This is a genomic window from Caulobacter sp. GW821-FHT12A07, assembly GCF_058807655.1.
Map to the genome: position 1 here is coordinate 103,250 of NZ_JBXAQX010000008.1, position 19,102 is coordinate 122,351.

At 69.8% G+C, this 19,102-nt stretch carries 17 protein-coding genes and 1 tRNA gene; 15 read left to right on the top strand and 3 right to left on the bottom strand.

Annotated features, from left to right (window positions below):
• The first annotated feature begins 261 nt into the window (after positions 1-261).
• Positions 262-337 (top strand) — tRNA-Lys (locus tag AC1RRS_RS17135).
• Positions 338-531: 194 nt separating this feature from the next.
• The gene (locus AC1RRS_RS17140) at positions 532-1,860 is read left to right on the top strand and encodes an MFS transporter (RefSeq protein ID WP_492856162.1); all 1,329 of its coding nucleotides are present in this window, start codon (positions 532-534) and stop codon (positions 1,858-1,860) included.
• 123 nt (positions 1,861-1,983) lie between these two features.
• Here the strand turns inward: AC1RRS_RS17140 and AC1RRS_RS17145 are convergent, their stop codons facing one another.
• A complete protein-coding gene (locus AC1RRS_RS17145; protein WP_492856163.1) occupies positions 1,984-2,982 on the bottom strand; it encodes a zinc-binding dehydrogenase in 999 nt (332 codons plus the stop codon).
• Positions 2,983-3,095: 113 nt separating this feature from the next.
• Here AC1RRS_RS17145 and AC1RRS_RS17150 point away from each other — a divergent pair, with 113 nt between their 5' ends.
• From AC1RRS_RS17150 to AC1RRS_RS17160, 3 genes are read left to right on the top strand one after another with little or no spacing between them, the layout of a single operon-like run.
• Positions 3,096-4,706, top strand: a complete 1,611-nt coding sequence (locus tag AC1RRS_RS17150; protein ID WP_492856164.1) for an FAD-binding oxidoreductase — start codon at positions 3,096-3,098, stop codon at positions 4,704-4,706.
• Positions 4,703-5,701, top strand: coding sequence for a zinc-binding dehydrogenase (locus AC1RRS_RS17155; protein ID WP_492856165.1), 999 nt, complete (start codon positions 4,703-4,705; stop codon positions 5,699-5,701). Before AC1RRS_RS17150 ends, AC1RRS_RS17155 begins: the two co-directional genes overlap by 4 nt.
• A 60-nt stretch (positions 5,702-5,761) precedes the next feature.
• Entirely contained in the window at positions 5,762-6,409 is a 648-nt protein-coding gene (locus AC1RRS_RS17160) for a glutathione S-transferase family protein (protein ID WP_492856166.1), read from the top strand.
• A 161-nt stretch (positions 6,410-6,570) separates the two neighbouring features.
• Here AC1RRS_RS17160 and AC1RRS_RS17165 read toward each other — a convergent pair whose 3' ends face one another.
• Both AC1RRS_RS17165 and AC1RRS_RS17170 read right to left on the bottom strand, forming a co-directional pair.
• Positions 6,571-7,410, bottom strand: coding sequence for an SDR family NAD(P)-dependent oxidoreductase (locus AC1RRS_RS17165; RefSeq protein ID WP_110120242.1), 840 nt, complete (start codon positions 7,408-7,410; stop codon positions 6,571-6,573).
• A gap of 2 nt (positions 7,411-7,412) precedes the next feature.
• The gene (locus AC1RRS_RS17170) at positions 7,413-7,727 is read right to left on the bottom strand and encodes a hypothetical protein (protein WP_492856167.1); all 315 of its coding nucleotides are present in this window, start codon (positions 7,725-7,727) and stop codon (positions 7,413-7,415) included.
• A gap of 120 nt (positions 7,728-7,847) precedes the next feature.
• Between AC1RRS_RS17170 and AC1RRS_RS17175 the strand changes: the two genes are divergently transcribed.
• The 10 genes from AC1RRS_RS17175 to AC1RRS_RS17220 all read left to right on the top strand — a co-directional run bounded on the left by AC1RRS_RS17175 (position 7,848) and on the right by AC1RRS_RS17220 (position 18,962).
• The gene (locus AC1RRS_RS17175) at positions 7,848-8,732 is read left to right on the top strand and encodes a polysaccharide deacetylase family protein (RefSeq protein WP_492856168.1); all 885 of its coding nucleotides are present in this window, start codon (positions 7,848-7,850) and stop codon (positions 8,730-8,732) included.
• Positions 8,733-8,784: 52 nt separating this feature from the next.
• Positions 8,785-9,588 (top strand): HpcH/HpaI aldolase/citrate lyase family protein, encoded by an 804-nt coding sequence (locus tag AC1RRS_RS17180; protein WP_492856169.1) that lies wholly within the window; start codon positions 8,785-8,787, stop codon positions 9,586-9,588.
• A gap of 98 nt (positions 9,589-9,686) precedes the next feature.
• A complete protein-coding gene (locus AC1RRS_RS17185) occupies positions 9,687-10,208 on the top strand; it encodes a MaoC family dehydratase (RefSeq protein ID WP_101715660.1) in 522 nt (173 codons plus the stop codon).
• Between the two features lies 1 nt (position 10,209).
• Positions 10,210-11,391: an acyl-CoA dehydrogenase family protein gene (locus tag AC1RRS_RS17190; RefSeq protein WP_492856170.1), complete on the top strand. Its 1,182-nt coding sequence runs from the start codon at positions 10,210-10,212 to the stop codon at positions 11,389-11,391.
• The gene (locus tag AC1RRS_RS17195; protein ID WP_492856171.1) at positions 11,391-12,551 is read left to right on the top strand and encodes a CaiB/BaiF CoA transferase family protein; all 1,161 of its coding nucleotides are present in this window, start codon (positions 11,391-11,393) and stop codon (positions 12,549-12,551) included. The genes AC1RRS_RS17190 and AC1RRS_RS17195 overlap by 1 nt, the downstream gene beginning before the upstream one ends.
• Complete coding sequence (locus tag AC1RRS_RS17200) at positions 12,548-13,657, top strand: CaiB/BaiF CoA transferase family protein (RefSeq protein ID WP_492856172.1); 1,110 nt, start codon at positions 12,548-12,550, stop codon at positions 13,655-13,657. The genes AC1RRS_RS17195 and AC1RRS_RS17200 overlap by 4 nt, the downstream gene beginning before the upstream one ends.
• 419 nt (positions 13,658-14,076) lie before the next feature.
• Positions 14,077-15,432: an MmgE/PrpD family protein gene (locus tag AC1RRS_RS17205; RefSeq protein WP_492856173.1), complete on the top strand. Its 1,356-nt coding sequence runs from the start codon at positions 14,077-14,079 to the stop codon at positions 15,430-15,432.
• A 20-nt stretch (positions 15,433-15,452) separates the two neighbouring features.
• Positions 15,453-16,850, top strand: coding sequence for a phenylacetate--CoA ligase family protein (locus AC1RRS_RS17210; protein ID WP_492856174.1), 1,398 nt, complete (start codon positions 15,453-15,455; stop codon positions 16,848-16,850).
• Between the two features lies 1 nt (position 16,851).
• Positions 16,852-18,183, top strand: coding sequence for an amidase (locus AC1RRS_RS17215; protein WP_492856175.1), 1,332 nt, complete (start codon positions 16,852-16,854; stop codon positions 18,181-18,183).
• Positions 18,180-18,962 carry an enoyl-CoA hydratase-related protein gene (locus AC1RRS_RS17220; RefSeq protein ID WP_492856176.1) on the top strand — a complete coding sequence of 261 codons (783 nt, stop codon included), beginning with the start codon at positions 18,180-18,182 and terminating at the stop codon, positions 18,960-18,962. Before AC1RRS_RS17215 ends, AC1RRS_RS17220 begins: the two co-directional genes overlap by 4 nt.
• Positions 18,963-19,102 lie beyond the last annotated feature (140 nt).

Genomic DNA, 19,102 nt, shown 5'->3' on the forward strand with positions numbered 1-19,102 from the left:
TGTATAGCTCAGTTGGTAGAGCAGCTGACTCTTAATCAGCGGGTCGTAGGTTCGAATCCTACTACACCCACCATTCTCCGCAAAACTTGATCCAGTAAAGAATTCCCCCTCCGGGGTTCCCTTGCTGCGCCCGTACGTCTGGCTTCAGATGCAACGAATATATCCACACCTAATGTTCTGAAGTGGATTGCACTTACCGCGCCTTGGCGTATGTATCGCGCCTCGCCGTCGGGGACGCGAAAGCGACTTCGAAACGCGAACGGGTGTATAGCTCAGTTGGTAGAGCAGCTGACTCTTAATCAGCGGGTCGTAGGTTCGAATCCTACTACACCCACCATTCTCTCTCAGAACTAATGATCTGAAACCGGATGGCCGCGCCAGACGGCCGCGAAAGCGGCTGGCGCCGAGCCTTCGCGCAGCCGCACGCTGTTTTGACCTGTCAGTGTCCGACAGTCGGGCGCCGGCTCTCGCGCCCCCTTGAACCTTCGTTTCGCGCCTAGCGTCGCCGATCCCTATCATCGGATCCGCGCCATGACCGCCGCCAAGCCGCCCTCGCCCCGCCTGCCCCTGCTCGTCCACGCCGGCTACGGCGCGGGCCAGATCGCCGGCCAGGTGTTCCGCGACGCTCCCTCGCTGCTGCTGCTGTTCTTCATGACCAACGCGCTGGGTGTCGAGCCGGCCCTGGCCGGGGCCGCGATCTTCTTTCCCAAGCTGTTCTGGGGCCTGATCTCGGACCTGACGGTGGGCCTGGTGTCGGACCGCTGGAAGGCCCGGGTTCCGCGCCGGCTGTGGCTGCTGGTCGGGGCGCTGCTGGCGCCGGCCGCGCTGATCCTGCTGTTCCACGTGCCGGAAGGGAGCCCCGCGTTGAAGGCCGGCTACGTGGCGGCCGCCTTCAGCGTCTACATGATCGTGTTCGGGGCCTTCTCGGTGCCCTACCTGGCGATCGGCACGGAACTGTCCGACGATCCCAAGGAACGCACCGTGGTCATGGCCTGGCGGATGGGCTTCTCGGCGATCGGCCTGCTGGTCGGCAACGCCCTGGCCCCCGTGCTGGTGCAGACCTGGGGCGGCGGACGGCCGGCCTATTCGCAGATGTCGCTGGTGCTGGCGGCGGTGTGCTCGGTCAGCCTGCTGATCGCCTTCCTGGCCTCGCCGCGCCCCGTGGTGCAGGCGGCCGGCGCCCCGGCCATGCGGCTGAAGGCGATTCTCAGCGCCGTGGCCGACCCGACCTTCCGCCCGCTGCTGGGCGCCTATGTGCTGCAACTGATCGGCTCGGGCCTGGGCTATGCGGCGATGGTCTACTTCCTCAGCTACAACATGGGCCGCGCGGACGCCCTGACTCAGATCGGCATGATCGTGCTGGTGATGAGCGCCGTGGTCATCGCCGCCCAGCCGCTGTGGATCAGGCTGTCGACCGCCTTCGGCCGCAAGCGCGTCTACATCGCCGCCGCTTTGGGCCATGCCGTGGTCCAGGCCGCCTGGGGCGTGATGGCCGGCGCGCCGCTGCCGGCGATCTACGCCGTGGTGGTGCTGTTCGCCCTGTTCAATTCGGGCTGGAGCCTGATGGGCTACAGCCTGCTGTCGGACGTCATCGCCAAGGACGAGGCCGAGCATGGCGAAAGCCGGGCCGGCGTGTTCTCGGCGCTGTGGACCGGGGCCGACAAGATCGGCTTCGCCTTGGGCGGCACCCTGCTGACGGGGCTCATCCTGTCGGCCTTCGGCTTCTCCAGCGCTCTCGCGGTGACCGGCGCGGCCCAGCCGGGCTCGGCGCTGATCGGCGTGGCCGTGGCCTTCGCCTATGCCCCGGCGGCGTTCAACCTGGCGGCGGCGGCGCTCTATGCGCGGTTCGGGAAGGCCTAATCCGACTAGCCTCGTCATCCCGGCCGGCAAACGAACAGGGGCCGACGCGGTGCGCCGGCCCCCAGGTCCCGGATAGCCGCTGCGCGGCTTCCGGGATGACGAGTTGTCTGGAAGGCGAGCGCCTCAGCCCACCTTCACCAGCGTCTTGCCGGCGTTGGCGCCCTTCATCAGGCGCTCGAACTGGGCCGGGGCGGACTCGATGCCCTCGCCCAGGTCTTCGACCTGCACCAGGCGGCCTTCCTTGAGCCAGGGCTCGGCGGTCTTCACCCACTCGTTCCAGCGCGGATAGAAGTCGTAGACCACCAGGCCCATGACGGCGGCGCGCTTGCCGACGATGGGGCCCAGGCCGAACTGCGGCGGCGGGCCGTCGGCGTGGTAGTGGGCCGACAGGCCGCAGATCACCACGCGGCCGTAGGTCTTCAGCAGACCGAACACCGGATTGAGGATCGGCAGGCCGACGTTCTCGAAGTGAACGGTGGGGCCGCCGTCGGTCAGGGCCTTCAGCTCGTCGACCCAGCCTTCGTTGCGATAGTCGACCGCGCCGTCGAAGCCGTAGCGCTCGACCACCTGGGCGACCTTGTCGGCCCCGCCGGCGATGCCGACGGCCTTGGCGCCGAGGATCCTGGCGATCTGGCCGGCGGTGCCGCCGACGCTGCCGGCGGCCGCATCGACCGTGAACACGTCGCCCGCGCCGACCTTGGCCAGCTGGGTGACGCCGGCCCAGGCGGTCAGGCCCGGCATGCCCAGCACGCCCAGGTGGTTGGAAACGCCCAGCGAGGCGTCGACCTTGCGGGCGAACTTGGCGTCCATCAGGCCGACCTGCGCCCAGCCGGCGTCGCCGACCACGTGGTCGCCCGGCGCGAAGTCCGGATGGCCCGAGGCGATGACCTGCGCGACCGACGAGCCCGGCAGGGTCTCGCCCGGGGCCGGACGCGGCTCGCCCATGTGCCGGCCGCGGAAGCGCGAGCCGAGATAGGGGTCGAGCGACAGGTAGAGCACCCGCACCAGCAGCTGGCCGGCCGGTGCCTCGGTCGGCGCGGCGCGCTCGATCACCTCGAAATCGGCGGCGACGGGCACGTCCTCGATCGTGCGCTTGAGGACGACTTCCAGGGTCTTGCTCATGGTCGGCTTTCGCTCCGGCGGGCGCCGCCTGTCGGAGAGAGCCTGCGCCCCCTGCCCGGCCGCCCCGCGGTTGGGACTATCGATGGGGCGACCCTAGCTTTCCGGACCTGCCCGTGGCCGCCGCCAAATCCGATCCATCCACCAGCCGAACTTCCGCGCTCGCCGCCCTGCGGGAGATCGTCGGCGAAACCGGCGTCCGCGACGACGAGGCCGTTCGCGTCCTCTACAGCCAGGACATCTTCGCCATCGCCGACGAGACCGTGCTGGCCGTGGTCGCCCCGACCAGCGTGGAGCAGTTGGCGGCCGTGGCCGCCCTGGCCGCGCGCGAAGGCCTGGCCCTGGCCCCGCGCGGCGGCGGCATGAGCTACACAAAGGGCTATATCCCCGCCCGCGCCGGCACGCTGAGCCTGGATCTCTCCAGGCTCGATCAGATCGTGCGCATCGACGCGGCCGACATGGCCGCAACCGTCCAGGCCGGCTGCACCTGGAAGACGCTGGACGACGCCCTGGCGCCGCTGGGCCTGCGCGCGCCGTTCTGGGGGCCGATGTCGGGCCTGACCTCGACTATCGGCGGGGGGCTGTCGCAGCAGAACGCCTTCTTCGGCGCCGGCCATTACGGCACGACCAGCGAGAGCGTCGTGGCCCTGACCGTAGTGACGGGCGAGGGCCGCATCCTGCGCACCGGCGCGCGCGGCAAGGACGGCGAGCATCCGTTCTGGCGCTTCTACGGGCCCGACCTGACGGGTCTGTTCGGCGGCGACTGCGGGGCGCTGGGCATCAAGGCCGAGGTCACGCTGCGCCTGATCCGCCGGCCGGCCAACGAGGCCTACGCCTCCTTCGCCTTCACCGACGCCGCCTCGATCATCGAGGCGATGGCCGAGATGACCCGGGCCGGGATCGCCAGCGAGCTGTGCGGCTTCGATCCGAACCTGACCAAGGTGCGCCTGCGCCGCTCGTCGCTGCTGAGCGACGTCAAGGTGCTGAAGGACGTGGCCGCCAAGCAAGGCTCGTTGCTGAAGGGCGCCGTCGCCGCCGCCAAGGTGGCCCTGGCCGGCCGCGATTTCGTCGGCGCCCACGACTATCCGCTGCACGTGATCTGCGAAGGCCGCAGCAAGGCCGGCGTCGAGGCCGATCTCGCGCAAGCCAAGGCCATCGCCGGGCGCTTCAATGGCCGCGAGATCGAGAACAGCATCCCGCGCATCATCCGCGCCCAGCCGTTCCCGGCCGCCAACTCCATCCTCGGTCCCGGCGGCGAGCGGTGGGCGACCCTGCAGTGCGTCGCGCCGCTGTCGCGCGCCGTCGCGATCCACGCGGCGATCGAGGCGGTCTATGCCGAGATGGCGCCCGCCTTCGCCGAGCATGGCATCGACACGGCCTTCATGTTCACGGCGCTGTCGACCAACGCCTTCGTCATCGAGCCTACCTTCTACTGGCCCGGCGCCCGCCACGCTCTGCACGAGGCGACGATCGAGCCGCACCTGCTGGCCAAGTTGCCGGCCCTGCCGCACGACCCGGCCGCCTTCGCCGTGGTCAGCCAGGCCCGCGCGCGGGTGATGGCGATCTTCCAGGCCGAAGGCGCCGGTCACCTGCAGATCGGCCGCGTCTATCCCTATGCCGACAGCCTCGACGAAGCCTCCCGGGCGCTGCTGGAGGCGGTGAAAGCCGCGCTGGATCCGCAGGGCCTGATCAATCCCGGCGTCCTCGGCCTCGGAGCCCCGCAATGACCTACCGCGCCCTCGAACTGCGCCGCTTCGCCCGCACCCTGCGCGAGGCCGCCGACGTGGTGGAGATCCCGATGCGCGCGCCCGGTCCCGGCGAGGTGGCGGTGCGCAACGCCTGGTGCGGGATCAACGGCCTGTTCGACGTGCAGATCGCCCGCAACGCCGTCAGCTACGTCAAGGTCTCCCCGCCGATGCCGATGGGCGTCGAGGCGGTCGGGATCGTCGAGGCGGTCGGCGATGGCGTGACCGAGCTGGCGGTCGGCGACGCGGTGGCCAGCGTGCGCTTCGGCGGCGGCTATCGCGAGATGAACATCGCGGCGGCCAGCACCTTCGTGAAGGTTCCGGCGGCCGACCAGGAGTCGCTGATCCTGGCCTCGACCGGCGCCTCGGCCCATGTCGCCTTCCACCAGATCGGCCAGGCCAGGCCCGGCGAGACCGTGGCGATCTCGGCGGCGGCCGGGGGCCTCGGCCACATCCTGGTGCAGATCGCCAAGGCCCACGGCTGCAAGGTCGTCGCCGTCTGCGGCGGGCCGAAGAAGGCGGCCTTCGTGCGGAGCCTGGGCGCCGACGCGGTGATCGACTACCGCGCCGAGCCGGTCGCCGCCGCCCTGGCCCGCGACTTCCCCGAGGCCCTGGACGTGGCCATCGACACCGTGGGCGGCGAGATCTTCGACGCCTTCGCCGACAACCTGGCCCGCCATGGCCGCCTTGTGGTGGCCGGCGTCGCCCAGGACATGGACGGCGGCGCCGAGATCGTCAGCGCCCCGCGCATCGCCCACAAGCTCTACTACAAGGCCGCCTCGATTCGCGGCTTCATGAACGGCCTGCTGACCGAGCACTGGCCGGCGGCCCGGGCCGACCTCGCGGCGCTGAAGGCGGCCGGCAAGCTGAAGGCCGTGGCCGACGACACGGCCTTCGAGGGCGTCGGCGCGATCTACGATGCGGTGGACTGGCTGAACTCGGGCAAGTCGATGGGCAAGGTGACGGTGAAGCTGTAGCGCGCCCGGCATTGCCAGCCCCGCGGTTCACACTCCTTGATGCTCGAGGGGGAGGACGACATGCTGACCATCTGGGGCCGCCGCAACTCGTTCAACGTGCAGAAGGTGCTGTGGCTGGCCGACGAGCTAGGGCTGACCTACGAGCACGTTCCGGCCGGCGGCGGCTTCGGCGGGCTGGACGATCCGGCCTTCCTGGCGCGCAATCCGCACGGCCGGGCGCCGGTGATCGACGACGGCGGCGTCGTGGTCTGGGAGTCGCACGCCATCCTGCGCTATCTCGCGGCCCGCCATGGCGGCGAGCGCTGGTGGCCGGACGATCCGGCGGCGCGGTCGCGGCAGGACCGCTGGATGGACTGGTCGCAGGCCAGCCTGCAGCCGGACTTCCTCAACGGCGTGTTCTGGGGCTTCTACCGCACGCCGCCGGCGCAGCGGGACCTGCCGCGCGTCGAGGCGGCGATCGCGCGGTGCGTGGGGTATTTCCGGCTGCTGGACCAGGTGTTGACCGAGCAGCCCTGGCTGGGTGGCGACGAGATCGGCCTGGCCGACATTCCGGCGGGCACGGCGCTCTATCGCTATTTCGGGCTGGAGATCGACCGGCCCGACGTGCCGAACGTCGTCGCCTGGTATGAGCGGCTACAGGCGCGGCTGGGGTTTCGGGCGAACGTGATGGTTCCGTTCGGGGAGTTGGAGGGGCGGCTGGCGTATTGAGAGACGTCACTCGGCGGCAGGGTCTCTGTTTGCTCGCGCCCCAAACCGTAACCCCCCCGCGAAAGCGGGGGCCCAGGTGTTTTATCGTCGAGCGCCCAGGGTTTCAGAAAAAGCCTGGGTCCCCGCTTTCGCGGGGATTTTACGGATGAGGGCAAAGCCCCTCAGTGCGGCTCCTCGCCCCCCGAGACGTTCAAACTCTCGGCGGTGATGTACTTGGCGTCGTCGGAGCAGAGGAAGGCCACCGCGTCGGCGGTGTCTTCCGCCTTGCCGGGGCGGCCGAGCGGGATGCGGGCGGCCATGGCGGCGAGGTAGGCCTCGACCGAGGCCGCGCCGGTGACCTTGGCGAAGTATTCGTTCTGCCAGGCGCCCAGCCCCGTGGTCACGTGGTTGGGGCAGACGTTGTTGACGGTGATCTGGTGCGCGCCCAGCTCGATGGCGGCCGAGCGGGTCAGGCCGACCAGGCCGTGCTTGGAGGCGGTGTAGGCCTGGGCGTGCGGGAAGCCCGACTTGGCCGCCTGGCTGGCGATGTTGACGATGCGCCCGCCCTTGCCCTGGCCGATCATCACCTCGGCGGCGGCCTTCAGGCCGAAGAAGGCGCCGGTCAGATTGACGTCGATGACCGCCGACCAGTCCTCGGGCCGCACGTCCATCAGCGGCTTCATGATGTAGCCGATGCCGGCGTTGTTGACCCATATGTCGAGCGAGCCGTGGGTTTCCTTGGCATGGTCGGCCAGCGCCCGGACCTCCTCCCAGCGACGCACGTCGCAGGGCTGGGTGCTGGCCGACCCGCCGTACTGGCGCAGATCGGCGGCGATCGCCTCCATCTCCTCGGTCCCGCCGATCATCCCGGCTGGCGTGGAAGGATCGACGGGGCGACCAAGATCGGAAACGACAACCGCCGCTCCCTCCTGCGCCAGGCGTCGTGCGATGGCCTCCCCCAGGCCTCCGCGCCGACCGGACCCGGTGACGACCGCCGTCTTGCCCGCGAAACGTCCCGTCATGCTCAGCCCACCTTGTCGGTGACGATGAAGATCGGGTCGGCCAGGGCCTGGAATTCGGCGGCGATCGCCTGCATCGTTTCGCTCGCCACGTCGCCTCCGAAGGCGTCCATGTCGGCGACGTCGATGATCTCGACATATTGGTAGGGCGGCGAGTCTTGCGTCCCCAGCAGGGCGGCCGAGCGGAAGACCTCGAACTTGTCGATCGAGGCCAGGCCGTTGACGGTGGGCAGGTCGCGTTCCTTGGCCCAGGCCTCGTAGTCGGCGGCGGTGACGCCGGGCTTCAGGTTGAACAGGGCGACAATCCGCGTGACGGCCATGAAGCGCTCCCTCCGTTGCGGCTCCAGCGCCGCCGTGAAGATTGAAGCCGCATGCTGGATCGCCGCCCCGATGGGCGCGAGCGCCGCGCTCAGACTGTTCGCCTCTTGGAGAAAGCCCCCATGCCCGCACCTGACGACTTCCGCTGGCCGGACGGTTCTCGCCTGGCCCTGTCGATCGTCGTCAATGTCGAGGAAGGCGCCGAGCACAACATCCGCGACGGCGACAAGGGCCCCGAGCCGGTCGACGAACTGGGCGCGGTACCCAAGAAGCCGATGCGCATGCACGGCAGCGAGAGCAACTATCTGTACGGCGTCAAGGCCGGCGCGCCGCGCATCCTGCGCATCCTCGACCAGCACGGCGTCGAGGCCACCTGGACGGCCGCGGCCCTGGCCCTGGAGCGCGCCCCGGACCTGGCCGCCGCCATCCGCGCCCGCGGCGACGAAGTGGCCGCCCACGGCTATCGCTGGACCCACCAGTTCTGGATGGACGAGGCCAAGGAGCGCGAGTTCATCACCAAGGCCGCCGACTCGATCGAACAGACGATCGGGACCCGTCCGTCGGGCTGGCTGTCACGCTACCTGCACACCGACCACACCCGCCGGCTGCTGGCCGAGGCCGGGTTCAGCTATCACATGGACGACTACTCCGACGACTTCCCCTTCTGGGACCGTGTCGAGACCTCGGACGGCCAGAGCAAGCCGATGGTCATCCTGCCCTACGCCATGGACTCCAACGACATGAAGTTCTGGCTGGCCCCGTCGCTGACCGCCAAGGACTGGCTGGACTACGCCGTGGCCACCTTCGACGAGCTGCACGCCGAGAGCCAGGAGGTCGGCGCGCGGATGATGAGCCTGGGGCTGCACCTGCGGATCATCGGCCGTCCGGGCCGCATCGGCGCCTTCCGCAAGTTCCTGGATCACGTCGCCGCCCACGACGGCGTTTGGATCGCCTGTCGGAGAAAGATCGCCGAGGCGTTCGCGCAAGGGGTCCCGATCGGCGATTGACGGCCAGGGCGATTGTCCTGACATTTCAACGACACGGGCGGCTCAGCCGATCATGACCTATCGCTCGCTGCTCTTCGTGCCCGGCACGCGCCCGGACCGCTTCGGCAAGGCGCTGGACGCCGGCGCCGACGCGGTCTGCATCGACCTGGAAGACGCCGTGCCGCCGGCCGGCAAGGCCGAAGCCCGCGCCGCCGCCCTCGCTTTCCTCAGCGCGCCGCGCACCACCATGGTCGGTCTGCGGATCAACGGCGTGCGCACGCTGGAGGGCCTGAAGGACCTCGTGGCCCTGGCCGAGAGCGGCGCCCGCCCCGACTTCCTGATGATCCCCAAGGTCGCAGCTCCCGAAGACCTGCTGACCGCCGGCGAGATCCTGCCGGGCCTGCCGCTGTGGCCTGTGGTCGAGTCGGCCGAGGGCTTGCGCCGCGCCTTCGAGATCTGCGCCGCGCCGGGCGTCGCCGGCGCCCTGTTCGGCGGAGCGGACCTGTCGGCCGACCTTGGCTCGACCATGGACTGGGACGCCCTGCTGCTGGGCCGGGGCACCCTGGTCGCCGCCTGCGCCCGCGCCGGCGTCGCCTCGCTGGACGTGCCGCACCTGAACCTTTCGGATCCCGACGACCTGACGGCCTCGACCCTGCGGGCCAAGGCCCTGGGCTTCACCGGCCGGTCCTGCATCCACCCGGCCCAGGTGGCCGCGGTGAACGCCGCCTACACCCCCTCGCCCGCCGAGATCGAGCGCGCCCGGCGCGTGGTCGAGGCCTTCGACGCCGCCGGCGGGGCCGCCGCCCTGCTGGACGGCAAGCTGATCGAACTGCCGGTCATCCGCGCCGCACGGCGCGTTCTGGAGCGTGGCAGCTGAAAGTGGATGCCGGTTTCAGCGTCCGCCACGCTCAATTTTTAGGTGGGAATTTCCCTTCGGGAAATTCCTGCCGCGCTTAGACCTTAGGAGACTCCCCCATGTCGCAGAACTGGAAAGAGGTCGGTCCGCAGCGCTACCGCGAGACCTTCGGCCGCTATTTCGAGGACTTCATCGTCGGCGACGTCTACGAGCACCGCCCCGGCAAGACGGTGACCGAGTACGACAACCACCTGTTCACGCTGCTGACGCTGAACACCCACCCGATGCACTTCGACGCCGAGTTCGCCAAGGCCTCGGAGTTCAAGAAGAACCTGGTGGTCAGCCCCTACACCCTGGCCCTGCTGATCGGCATGAGCGTGACCGACGTCTCGCAGAAGGCCATCGCGAACCTCGGCATGGACGAGGTGAAGTTCAGCGCCCCGGTGTTCGCTGGCGACACGATCTACGGTGAGAGCGAGGTGCTGGCCAAGCGCGAGAGCAAGTCGCGCCCCGGCCAGGGCATCGTCACGATCCTGACCACGGGCATCAACCAGGACGGCACGGTCGTCTGCACCTTCAAGCGCAACATGCTGATCCCGGCGCGCGGCCACGCCGTCGAGGACAAGGTCGGGAACTACTAGGATGAGCGAGATCTCGGAAGCCGACGAACGCGCCATCCTCGACGCCATCGACAAGTGGCTGGAGAAGAAGGTCGCCCCCGTGGCGATGCAGCTCGAGCACGACGACGAGTATCCCCATGCCCTGGTCGAGGACATGAAGGAACTGGGTCTGTTCGGGGCTCTGATCGACCCGGAATACGGCGGCCTGGGGCTATCGGCCCTGACCTATTCGCGGATCGTCACCAAGATCAGCGCCGAGTGGATGAGCCTGACGGGCGTCTTCAACTCGCACCTGATGATGGCCATGGTCGTCCAGAAGTTCGGCACGCAGAAGCAGAAGGACTTCTGGCTGCCTCGTTTCGCCAGCGGCGAGATGCGCGGGTGCCTGGGGCTGACCGAGCCCGACGCCGGCACCGACCTGCAGGGCATCCGCACCGTCGCCAGGCGCGACGGCGCCGACTACGTGGTCAACGGGACCAAGACCTGGATCACCAACGCCATCGAGGGCCATGTCTCGGCCCTGCTGGTGAAGACCGATCCGGAAGCCCAGCCCCGCCACAAGGGGATGAGCATGCTCATCACCCCGAAGATCAATCCCGAGACCCGCGCGCCCATCCCCGGCGTCACGAACGGCCGCAAGCTGGAGAAGCTCGGCTACAAGGGCATCGACAGCGGCGAGTTCATCTTCGAGGACTATCGCTGCGACGCCGAGCTTTGCCTCGTCGGCGGCGAAGAGGGCCAAGGCTTCGTCATGGCCACCGGCGGCCTGGAGATCGGCCGCATCAACGTCGCCGCCCGCTCGGTCGGCATCGCCAAGCGCGCGCTGCTGGAAAGCGTCAAGTACGCCCAGCTGCGCAAGACCATGGGCAAGCCGATCGCCCAGCATCAGGCCATCCAGCTGAAGCTCGGCGAGATGGGGGCCAAGACTCGCGCCTCGGAGCTGCTCGTCGAGGACGCCGCCAAGGCCTACGACCGCGGCGAGCGCGTCGACATGGAAGCCGGCATGGCCAAGTACTTCGCCTCGGAAACGGCGCTGTACGTGGCCACCGAGGCCATGCGCATCCACGGCGCCTACGGTTATTCGAAGGAATATCCGATCGAGCGGCTGTTCCGCGACGCCCCGCTGATGTGCATCGGCGAAGGCACCAACGAGATGCAGCGGATCATCATCGCCCGCCAGCTCGTGGCCCGGAACCCGGTCTGATGGCTGGTCAGGTGCGTCGCCCGCTGGCCGGGATCAAGGTGCTGGCCGTCGAGCAGTACGGCGCCGGCCCCTACGCCACCCAGTTGATGGCCGAACTGGGCGCCGAGGTCGTCAAGATCGAGGCCCCGGCCATGGGCGGCGACGTCAGCCGCGCCACCGGCCCGTTCTTTCTGGGAACGGCCGACAGCCAGTTCTTCCAGACCTTCTCGCGGTCGAAGAAGTCCATCGCCGTGGACATCAAGACAAGCGAGGGCCGCGCGGCCTTCGAGCGTCTGGTGGCGGCCGCCGACATGGTGGTCGACAACCTGCGCGGCGACCAGCCGGGCAAGATGAAGCTGACCTATGACGACCTGAAGGGCGTGAACCCCGCCATCGTCTGCGGCCACCTTTCCGCTTACGGGCGCGGCAACAGCCGGGCCGGCTGGCCGGGCTACGACTACCTGATGCAGGCCGAGGCCGGGCTCATGAGCCTGACCGGCGAGCCCGACGCGCCGCCGGCCCGGCTGGGCGTGTCGATGGTCGACTTCATGACCGGGACGATGCTGGCATTCGGCGTGGTCAGCGCCCTGCTGTCGGCGCGGACGACGGGGCAAGGCTGCGACGTCGACGTCTCGCTGTTCGACGTCGCTTTGCACCAGCTGTCCTATCCGGCCGTCTGGGCGATGAACGAGGGCTACAAGGTCCAACGCCTGCCACGCGGCGCCCACCCGTCGATCGCCCCGTCGCAGGCGGTGAAGACGGCCGACGGCTGGGGCCTGGTCATGTGCCAGACCCCGAAGTTCTGGGAGGCGCTGTGCGATCTCTCCGGCGCCGCCGAGCTGAAGGCCGACCCGCGCTTCGCCGACATCCCCAGCCGCCACGCCAACCGTCCGGCGCTGAGCGAGGCGATGGACGTCCTGTTCGGGACCAAGACCACGGCCGAGTGGACAACCCTGCTCGGCGGCAAGGTGCCGTTCGCGCCGATCCTCGAGATGATGGACGCGCTGGACAATCCCTTCGTGGCCGAGGTCGGCATGCGCGACGTCGTCGCCCATCCTGACCGCGCGGAAGGCTTGGCGATGCTGGCCTGCCCGGTGAAGATCGACGGCGAGCGGATGCCCGGTGCTCGCGCGCCAAAGCTCGGCGAACACACAGACGAAGTGCTGGGAGCGATCTCGTGAAGCTGGAAGGCGTCCGCGTCCTCGACCTGTCGTTCTTCCTGCCGGGGCCGATGCTGACCCTGATGATGGCCGACCACGGCGCCGACGTGCTGAAGATCGAGCCGCCCGGCGAAGGCGATCCGGCCCGCGAGATCGGCTATCGCAAGAACGGAACGAGCGTCTGGTTCCGCAACACCAGCCGCGGCAAGCGCAGCCTGCAGGTGGACTTGAAGTCCGCCGAGGGCCGCGCCCTGCTGCTCGACCTGGCCGCCGAGGCCGATGTCGTGGTCGAGGCCTTCCGGCCCGGCGTCATCCAGCGCCTGGGCTTCGACTACGAAGCGGTGAAGGCGCGCAATCCTGGCATCGTCTATGTGGCGATCTCGGCCTTCGGCCAGACCGGCCCCTATCGCGACAAGCCGGCCCACGACATCGCGGTGCAGGCCCTGGCCGGCATGGTGTCGTTGAGCGAAGGCTTCGACGGCAAGCCGACCCCGCCGAACATGCCGGCCGCCGACGCCCTGGCCTCGCTGACCGCGCTCTCGGGCGTGCTGATGGCCCTGCTGCGGCGGGAGAAGACGGGCCTCGGCGACTATGTCGACGTGGCCATGTACGACAGCGTGCTGGCATGGACGCCCAACGTCACCGGCAAGATCTTCGCCACGGGCGAGGCCCATGTTCCCAAGGACGAGCGCTCGTGGGGCGGCAACGCCATGTACGGCCTCTACGAATGCGCCGACGGCCAGTGGATCTGCCTGGGCGGCTCGGAAGTGAAGTTCGCCCGCAACCTCCTGGCCGGCTTCGATCGCCTGGACCTGCTGCCCTATGCCGAGCTTCAGCCTGGCCCCGGCCAGGAGCCGCTCCGGGCCTTCCTGCGCGAGGCCTTCAGCACCAAGACGCGGGCTGAATGGGAAGCCTGGTTCGAGGGCCGTGACGTCTGCTTCGCGCCGGTGCGAACGCTGAAGGAAGCCTTCGACGATCCGGCCCTGGCCGCGCGGGGCATGCTGTCGCGCGACGCCGACGGCAATGAGATCGTCGGCACGCCGATCCTGTTCAGCAACGAGCCGGCGGTGATCGACCCGGTCCCGCCCGCGCTGGGCGCGGGCCCTGCGGGGTGGCTGGCTCGCTAGAGCGTGGCAGCCGAAAGTGTCAGCGGTTTCGGCGTCCGCCACGCTCCCAAGAGGCGCTAGCCTCCCCCTTCCAAAAGCCCGCCGTCCCGACCAGAGCGCCGGGACGACGGGCAAGTTGGAAGAGGAAGACGTCAGGACTCCGTCCGCTCGCGTTCCATCTGGTCGAGCAGCATCGGTCCGGCTTCCATCAGCAGAAACGCGCTGGTCAGCAGCAACAGAACACGCATCAGCATGGCGGCTCTCCCGGCTTGCGGACGATCCCCCGATAGTCCGCACAGAGAAGGCTGAACCCGTCCCGCCCGCGCGGGACGGGGATTTCGCGTTTGGCCGACTGGCGGACAGCAGCGCCGTTGTCCGCTGTGCGCGCAAACCCGAACGCCGCGTCCGAAGGCGGCCGGCGCCGCTGCTAGCGTCGCCGCATGATCGCCGCCGAAGCCCTCGTCGACCACGCCCTTTCCCTGCGCTGGGACGCCCTGCCGGACGCCGTCCAGGCCGACGCCCGCCGGCTGCTGCACGACGCCGTGGCGGTGTGCGCGGCCGGGGCTGGGGCGGCCTATTCCGACGCCATCCTGGCGGCTTCGCGCGGCTGGGGCGGTGAAGGCGCGGGCCTCGTGCTCGGAAGGCCCGGCGTGCGCATCCCGCCGGCCCAGGCCGCCTTCGTCAACGCCTTCCAGCTGCACGGCCAGGAGTACGACTCCGTCCACGAGAAGGCCGTGCTGCATCCGCTGCCGACCATCGTGCCGGCCCTGATCGCCGAGCTCGACCGCTCGGGTCCCTATTCGGGCGAAGAGGTGCTGGCGGCCATGGTCGCGGGCGTCGACGTCGCCATCGCCCTGGGCGTGGCCGCCACGACCGCCCTGCGCTTCTTCCGGCCGGCGACGGCGGGGGTGTTCGGGGCGACGACGGCGCTGGCGCGGCTGAAGCGCCTGCCGCGCGAGACGGCGCTGGACGCCATGGGCTACGCCCTGGCCTTCAGCAGCGGCACCATGCAGGCCCACACCGAGGGCAAGCCCGCCCTGCCCGTCCAGATCGCCGCCGCCGCCCGCTCGGCCCTGCAAGCGATCGACATTGCGCAGGCCGGCCTACCCGGACCGCGCGACTGGCTGGAGGGACCGTTCGGCTACCTGCCGCTGTTCGAGGCCGGCTTCGACCTCGGGCCGGTGCTGGCTGACCTGCCGAGCCGCCGCCGCATCGCCGAGGTCTCCTGCAAGCCCTTCCCCACGGGGCGCGCCTGTCACGGGGGCCTCGTGGCCGTAAGCAAGCTCAAGACCGAGCACGGCGTCTCACCCGCCGATCTCGAAAGCCTGACCTATTCGGCCCCGCCGCTGATCCGCCACCTGGTGGGCCGCATCGCCAAGCCGGAGATGGACACGGCCTACGCCCGCCTCTGCCTGCCCTACCTCGCCGCCGTCATGCTGACCCGCGGCCGGGTGGGCCTGGACGACTACACGCCGCAGCGCCTGAACGAGCTGGACGTGCTGGCCCTGGCCGCCCGCATCGTCGTCGACAGCGACGGCAACCCCGATCCCGCCGCCTTCGTGCCGGCCCGCGCTGTCGCCAAGCTGAAGGACGGCCGCGAGATCGTGCTCGACGTCACCGCCCAGCTGGGCTCGCCCGACTTCCCGATGAGCCGCGACGAACACCTGGAAAAGGCCCGCTCGTGCCTGGCCTTCGTCGGCATGGAGGCCGTCCACGCCCCGCTGACCGACCTCTTCGACCGCTTCGACACCCTGGCCGACGCCCGCGAGGTCTTCCTCCTCGCCAGCGGCGGCTAGCTTTCTCCCCCAAGGTTCTCATGTCTCACCAGACCTACTGGCAGTCGCTCGACTACCCCGCCCTCGTCGCCGACCACCCGATCGGCGAGGCCTTCACCCAGTTCGCCACCACCACCAGCCGCGACGAGCTGCGCTGGCGGCAGAACCGCCTGTTCCTGCGCTGCGTCGATCGCGCCTGGAAGACGCCCTTCTACCAGCGCCTGTGGGGCGCGGCGGGCGTCCAGCCCGGCGACATCCGCTCGCTGGACGACCTGCCGGGCCTGCCCAGCTTCGACAAGTCCGACATCATGGACTCGCTGGAGCGCCAGCCCCCGTTCGGCGACTTCGCCGGCTTCGAGGGCTATCCGGAAGGCCAGCGGCCGCCGGTGATGCTGCACACCACCTCGGGCACCACGGGTTCGCCGCAAGTGCTGCTGTTCGGCCCTAAGAGCCGCGAGGTGCAGAACCTGATGCTGGCCCGCAACTACCAGTTCCAGGGCCTGCGGCCGGACGACGTGATCCACTCGGTCTACGGCCACGGCATGATCAACGGCGGCCACTATGTGCGCGAGGCCGTGACCCGCTGGACCAGCGCGACCTTCCTGTCGGCCGGCACCGGGGTCGAGACCCGCTCGGCCCAGCAGGTCGAGGTGATGAAGCGCTTCGGGGCCACCGTGCTGGTGGGTTTCGGCGACTATCTGAAGAAGCTGGCCGATACTGCGCTGGAAATGGGCATCGAGCCTGGCCGCGACATCCCCGTGCGGCTGATCTCGGCGCACCTGGGCCGCGAGGACCGGGCGGCGATGGAGAAGGCCTGGGGCGGCGCCAAGTGCTTCGACTGGTACGGCGTCGGCGACACCGGCCTGATCGCCGGCGAAGGCCCTGACCGCGACGGCCTCTACGTGCACGAGGACGCCCACTACCTGGAGATCTGCGACATCGACACCGGCGCGGCCGTGGCTCCCGGCGAACTGGGCGACATGGTGGTCACCTGCCTGTTCAAGGACGACCTCTATCCGCTGATCCGCTTCAACACCCACGACGTGACCCGGGCGATTCCGAAACCGTCGTCGATCGACGTGGTGTTCCAGCGCATCGAGGGGTTCCTGGGTCGCTCGGACAACATGGTCAAGATCCGCGGGATCAACATCTTCCCGCAGGGCGTGGGGGCGATGCTGGAGCACGCGCCGGCCTTCGCGGGCGAGTTCATCTGCCGCGCCCGCCGCGACGCTGCCGGCCGCGACAGCTTCGCCGTGACCGCCGAGACCACGGCCGACACGTCCGAATGGCGAGATATCGCAAGCTTCTACGGCGAGATCCTCAAGCGCAAGATCGGCATCGAGGTCGAGATCGAGCTGGCTCCCAAGGGCGCCACGGCCGGCCTGACCCAGATCGACGTGCGCCAGAAGCCGATCCGCCTGATCGACGAGCGCTACTGAGGTGGCGGGCTTCTCCGACCCCATCGTCGCGGCCGGCGTGGCGGGCCTGCCGGCGCTCTACGCGGCGGGCGTCAGCCCCGTCGACGTGACCGAGGCGTATCTGGCGCGGATCGAGCGGCTGAACCCGGCGATCAACGCCGTGGTCGAGCTGGACGCCGCAGGCGCCCGCGCCGAAGCCCGGGCAAGCGCCCTGCGCTGGGCTGCCGGAACGCCGCTGTCGCCGATCGACGGCGCGCCGATCGGCGTGAAGGCCAACATCGCCGTCGAGGGGCTGGTCCACAGCGCCGGGATCAAGGCCTACGCCCGCAATGTCGCGCCGACCGACGCCGCCTGCGTGGCCCAATTACGGGCGGCCGGGGCGGTGATCCTCGGCACGTTGAACATGCACGAGGCCGCGCTGGGCGCGACCAACGACAACGTTTTCCTGGGTCGTTGCGAGAACCCGCACCGTGCCGGCTTCACCCCCGGCGGCTCGTCGGGCGGCTCGGCGGCGGCCGTGGCGGCGGGGCTGTGCGCGGCGGCCCTGGGCACCGACACCATGGGCAGCGTGCGGCTGCCGTCGTCCTATTGCGGCGTCGTGGGCTACAAGCCGGCCCTGGGCGCGATCGCCACCGACGGGGTCACGGCCCTGTCCTGGACGCTGGACCACGTAGGCGTCCACGCCCGCTCGGCGGCCGACGCGGCCCTGATCGCCCAGGCCTGCGGCGTCGATGCGCCGACGACGTTGGACGAGCGGCCACTAGCTGTGCTCGACCTCGACGGCCTGGTGCAGCTGGAACCGGCGGTGGCCGACGGCTTCGCTAAGACGCTGGACGACCTGGCCCGCGCCGGCTGGCGGCTGGAGAAGCTGCGGATCGACGATCTGGACCTGGGCGCCCTGCGCCGCGCCGGCCTGCTGATCAGCGAGGTCGAGGGCGGCGTCGAGCATCGTCGCGCCCTGGCCCTGGATCCGGAAGGCTTCACGCCGGAGCTGCGATCACTGCTGGCCTGGGGCGCGCGCCAGACGCCGGCCAAGCTGGCCAAGGCCTATCGCCTGTTGACTGAAAGCAGACGGAAAATCCTCGCTGCGATAGCGCCCTATGCCGGATTTCTCACGCCGACCACGCCGCAGCAGGCTTTTGCCTTCGGCGGCGCGGTCCCGGCCAATCAGGCCGACCTGACGGCGCTGGGCAACGTGCTGGGCGCGCCGGCCTTCGCCCTGCCGGCCGGCGAAGCCGACGGCCTGCCGCCGTCGCTGCAGGTGATCGGTATGGCCGACGGCGCTACCCAAGCGCTGGCCGCACGGCTGTCCGAGACCCTGCCTTCAGCCGCCGTTCCGGAGGCCTTCCGATGACCGCTTTCGCCGACGGGGCGCTGACCCTGACCATCGATGGCGACGTCGCGACCCTGGCCTTCGACCGGCCGGCCAAGCGCAACGCCATCGCCCTGGCCATGTGGCGCGCCCTGCCCGACGCCTGCGCGGCCTTCGCCGCCTCGGACGCCAAGGTGCTGGTCGTGACCGGCCGTGGCGGACATTTCGCGGCCGGGGCCGACATCGGCGAGTTCGAGGCGGTCTACGCCACGCCGCAGAGCGCCGCTGACTACAACGCCGCCATCGCGGCCGGGATCGGAGCGATCGCGGGCCTGGAAAAGCCGGTGCTGGCCGCCATCGAAGGCGCCTGCGTCGGCGGCGGCCTGGCCGTGGCACTGGCCTGCGACCTGCGGATCGCCGCGTTGGACGCGCGGTTGGCGATCACCCCGGCCAAGCTCGGCCTGACCTACAGCCTGGAAGACACCAAGCGCCTGGTCGACGCCGTCGGCGCCTCGGCGGCCAAGGACATCCTGTTCACCGGACGCCTGCTCGGGGCCGAGGAGGCTCTGCGGCTGGGCCTGATCGATGCGATTGAAGCGGATGTTCCGGCCGCCGTCGCGACCAAGGCCGCAGAGATCGCGGCGGCGTCGCAGCGCTCCGTACGGGCGATCAAGGCGACCATCCGGGCGATCCTCGCCGGCGCCGTCGAGGACGATGCGGCGACCCGGGCGGCGTTCGTCGCCTCGGTGTCGGGCCCGGATTTCATCGAGGGCCGCTCGGCGTTCCTGGAGAAGCGCAAGCCGGTGTTTCCGGAGCGGTGAAAACCGCTTAGCGCCGTAAGTTCAGAATAGATCGCCTTCCTGGGCCTTGTGCCCAGGATCCATCGTTCAGCCGCTCAGACCTAGACCGGAAGGCCAAGGTCTGAGCGGTCGCCGACATGGGCCCTCGCCACAAGGGCGAG

Excerpts from the sequence above, each read along its gene's own strand:
- AC1RRS_RS17140 (WP_492856162.1), top strand. The coding sequence starts at position 532 with ATGACCGCCGCCAAGCCGCCCTCGCCCCGCCTGCCCCTGCTCGTCCAC.
- AC1RRS_RS17145 (WP_492856163.1), bottom strand. The coding sequence starts at position 2,982 with ATGAGCAAGACCCTGGAAGTCGTCCTCAAGCGCACGATCGAGGACGTG.
- AC1RRS_RS17155 (WP_492856165.1), top strand. The coding sequence starts at position 4,703 with ATGACCTACCGCGCCCTCGAACTGCGCCGCTTCGCCCGCACCCTGCGC.
- AC1RRS_RS17160 (WP_492856166.1), top strand. The coding sequence starts at position 5,762 with ATGCTGACCATCTGGGGCCGCCGCAACTCGTTCAACGTGCAGAAGGTG.
- AC1RRS_RS17165 (WP_110120242.1), bottom strand. The coding sequence starts at position 7,410 with ATGACGGGACGTTTCGCGGGCAAGACGGCGGTCGTCACCGGGTCCGGT.
- AC1RRS_RS17170 (WP_492856167.1), bottom strand. The coding sequence starts at position 7,727 with ATGGCCGTCACGCGGATTGTCGCCCTGTTCAACCTGAAGCCCGGCGTC.
- AC1RRS_RS17175 (WP_492856168.1), top strand. The coding sequence starts at position 7,848 with ATGCCCGCACCTGACGACTTCCGCTGGCCGGACGGTTCTCGCCTGGCC.
- AC1RRS_RS17180 (WP_492856169.1), top strand. The coding sequence starts at position 8,785 with ATGACCTATCGCTCGCTGCTCTTCGTGCCCGGCACGCGCCCGGACCGC.
- AC1RRS_RS17185 (WP_101715660.1), top strand. The coding sequence starts at position 9,687 with ATGTCGCAGAACTGGAAAGAGGTCGGTCCGCAGCGCTACCGCGAGACC.
- AC1RRS_RS17190 (WP_492856170.1), top strand. The coding sequence starts at position 10,210 with ATGAGCGAGATCTCGGAAGCCGACGAACGCGCCATCCTCGACGCCATC.
- AC1RRS_RS17195 (WP_492856171.1), top strand. The coding sequence starts at position 11,391 with ATGGCTGGTCAGGTGCGTCGCCCGCTGGCCGGGATCAAGGTGCTGGCC.
- AC1RRS_RS17205 (WP_492856173.1), top strand. The coding sequence starts at position 14,077 with ATGATCGCCGCCGAAGCCCTCGTCGACCACGCCCTTTCCCTGCGCTGG.
- AC1RRS_RS17210 (WP_492856174.1), top strand. The coding sequence starts at position 15,453 with ATGTCTCACCAGACCTACTGGCAGTCGCTCGACTACCCCGCCCTCGTC.
- AC1RRS_RS17220 (WP_492856176.1), top strand. The coding sequence starts at position 18,180 with ATGACCGCTTTCGCCGACGGGGCGCTGACCCTGACCATCGATGGCGAC.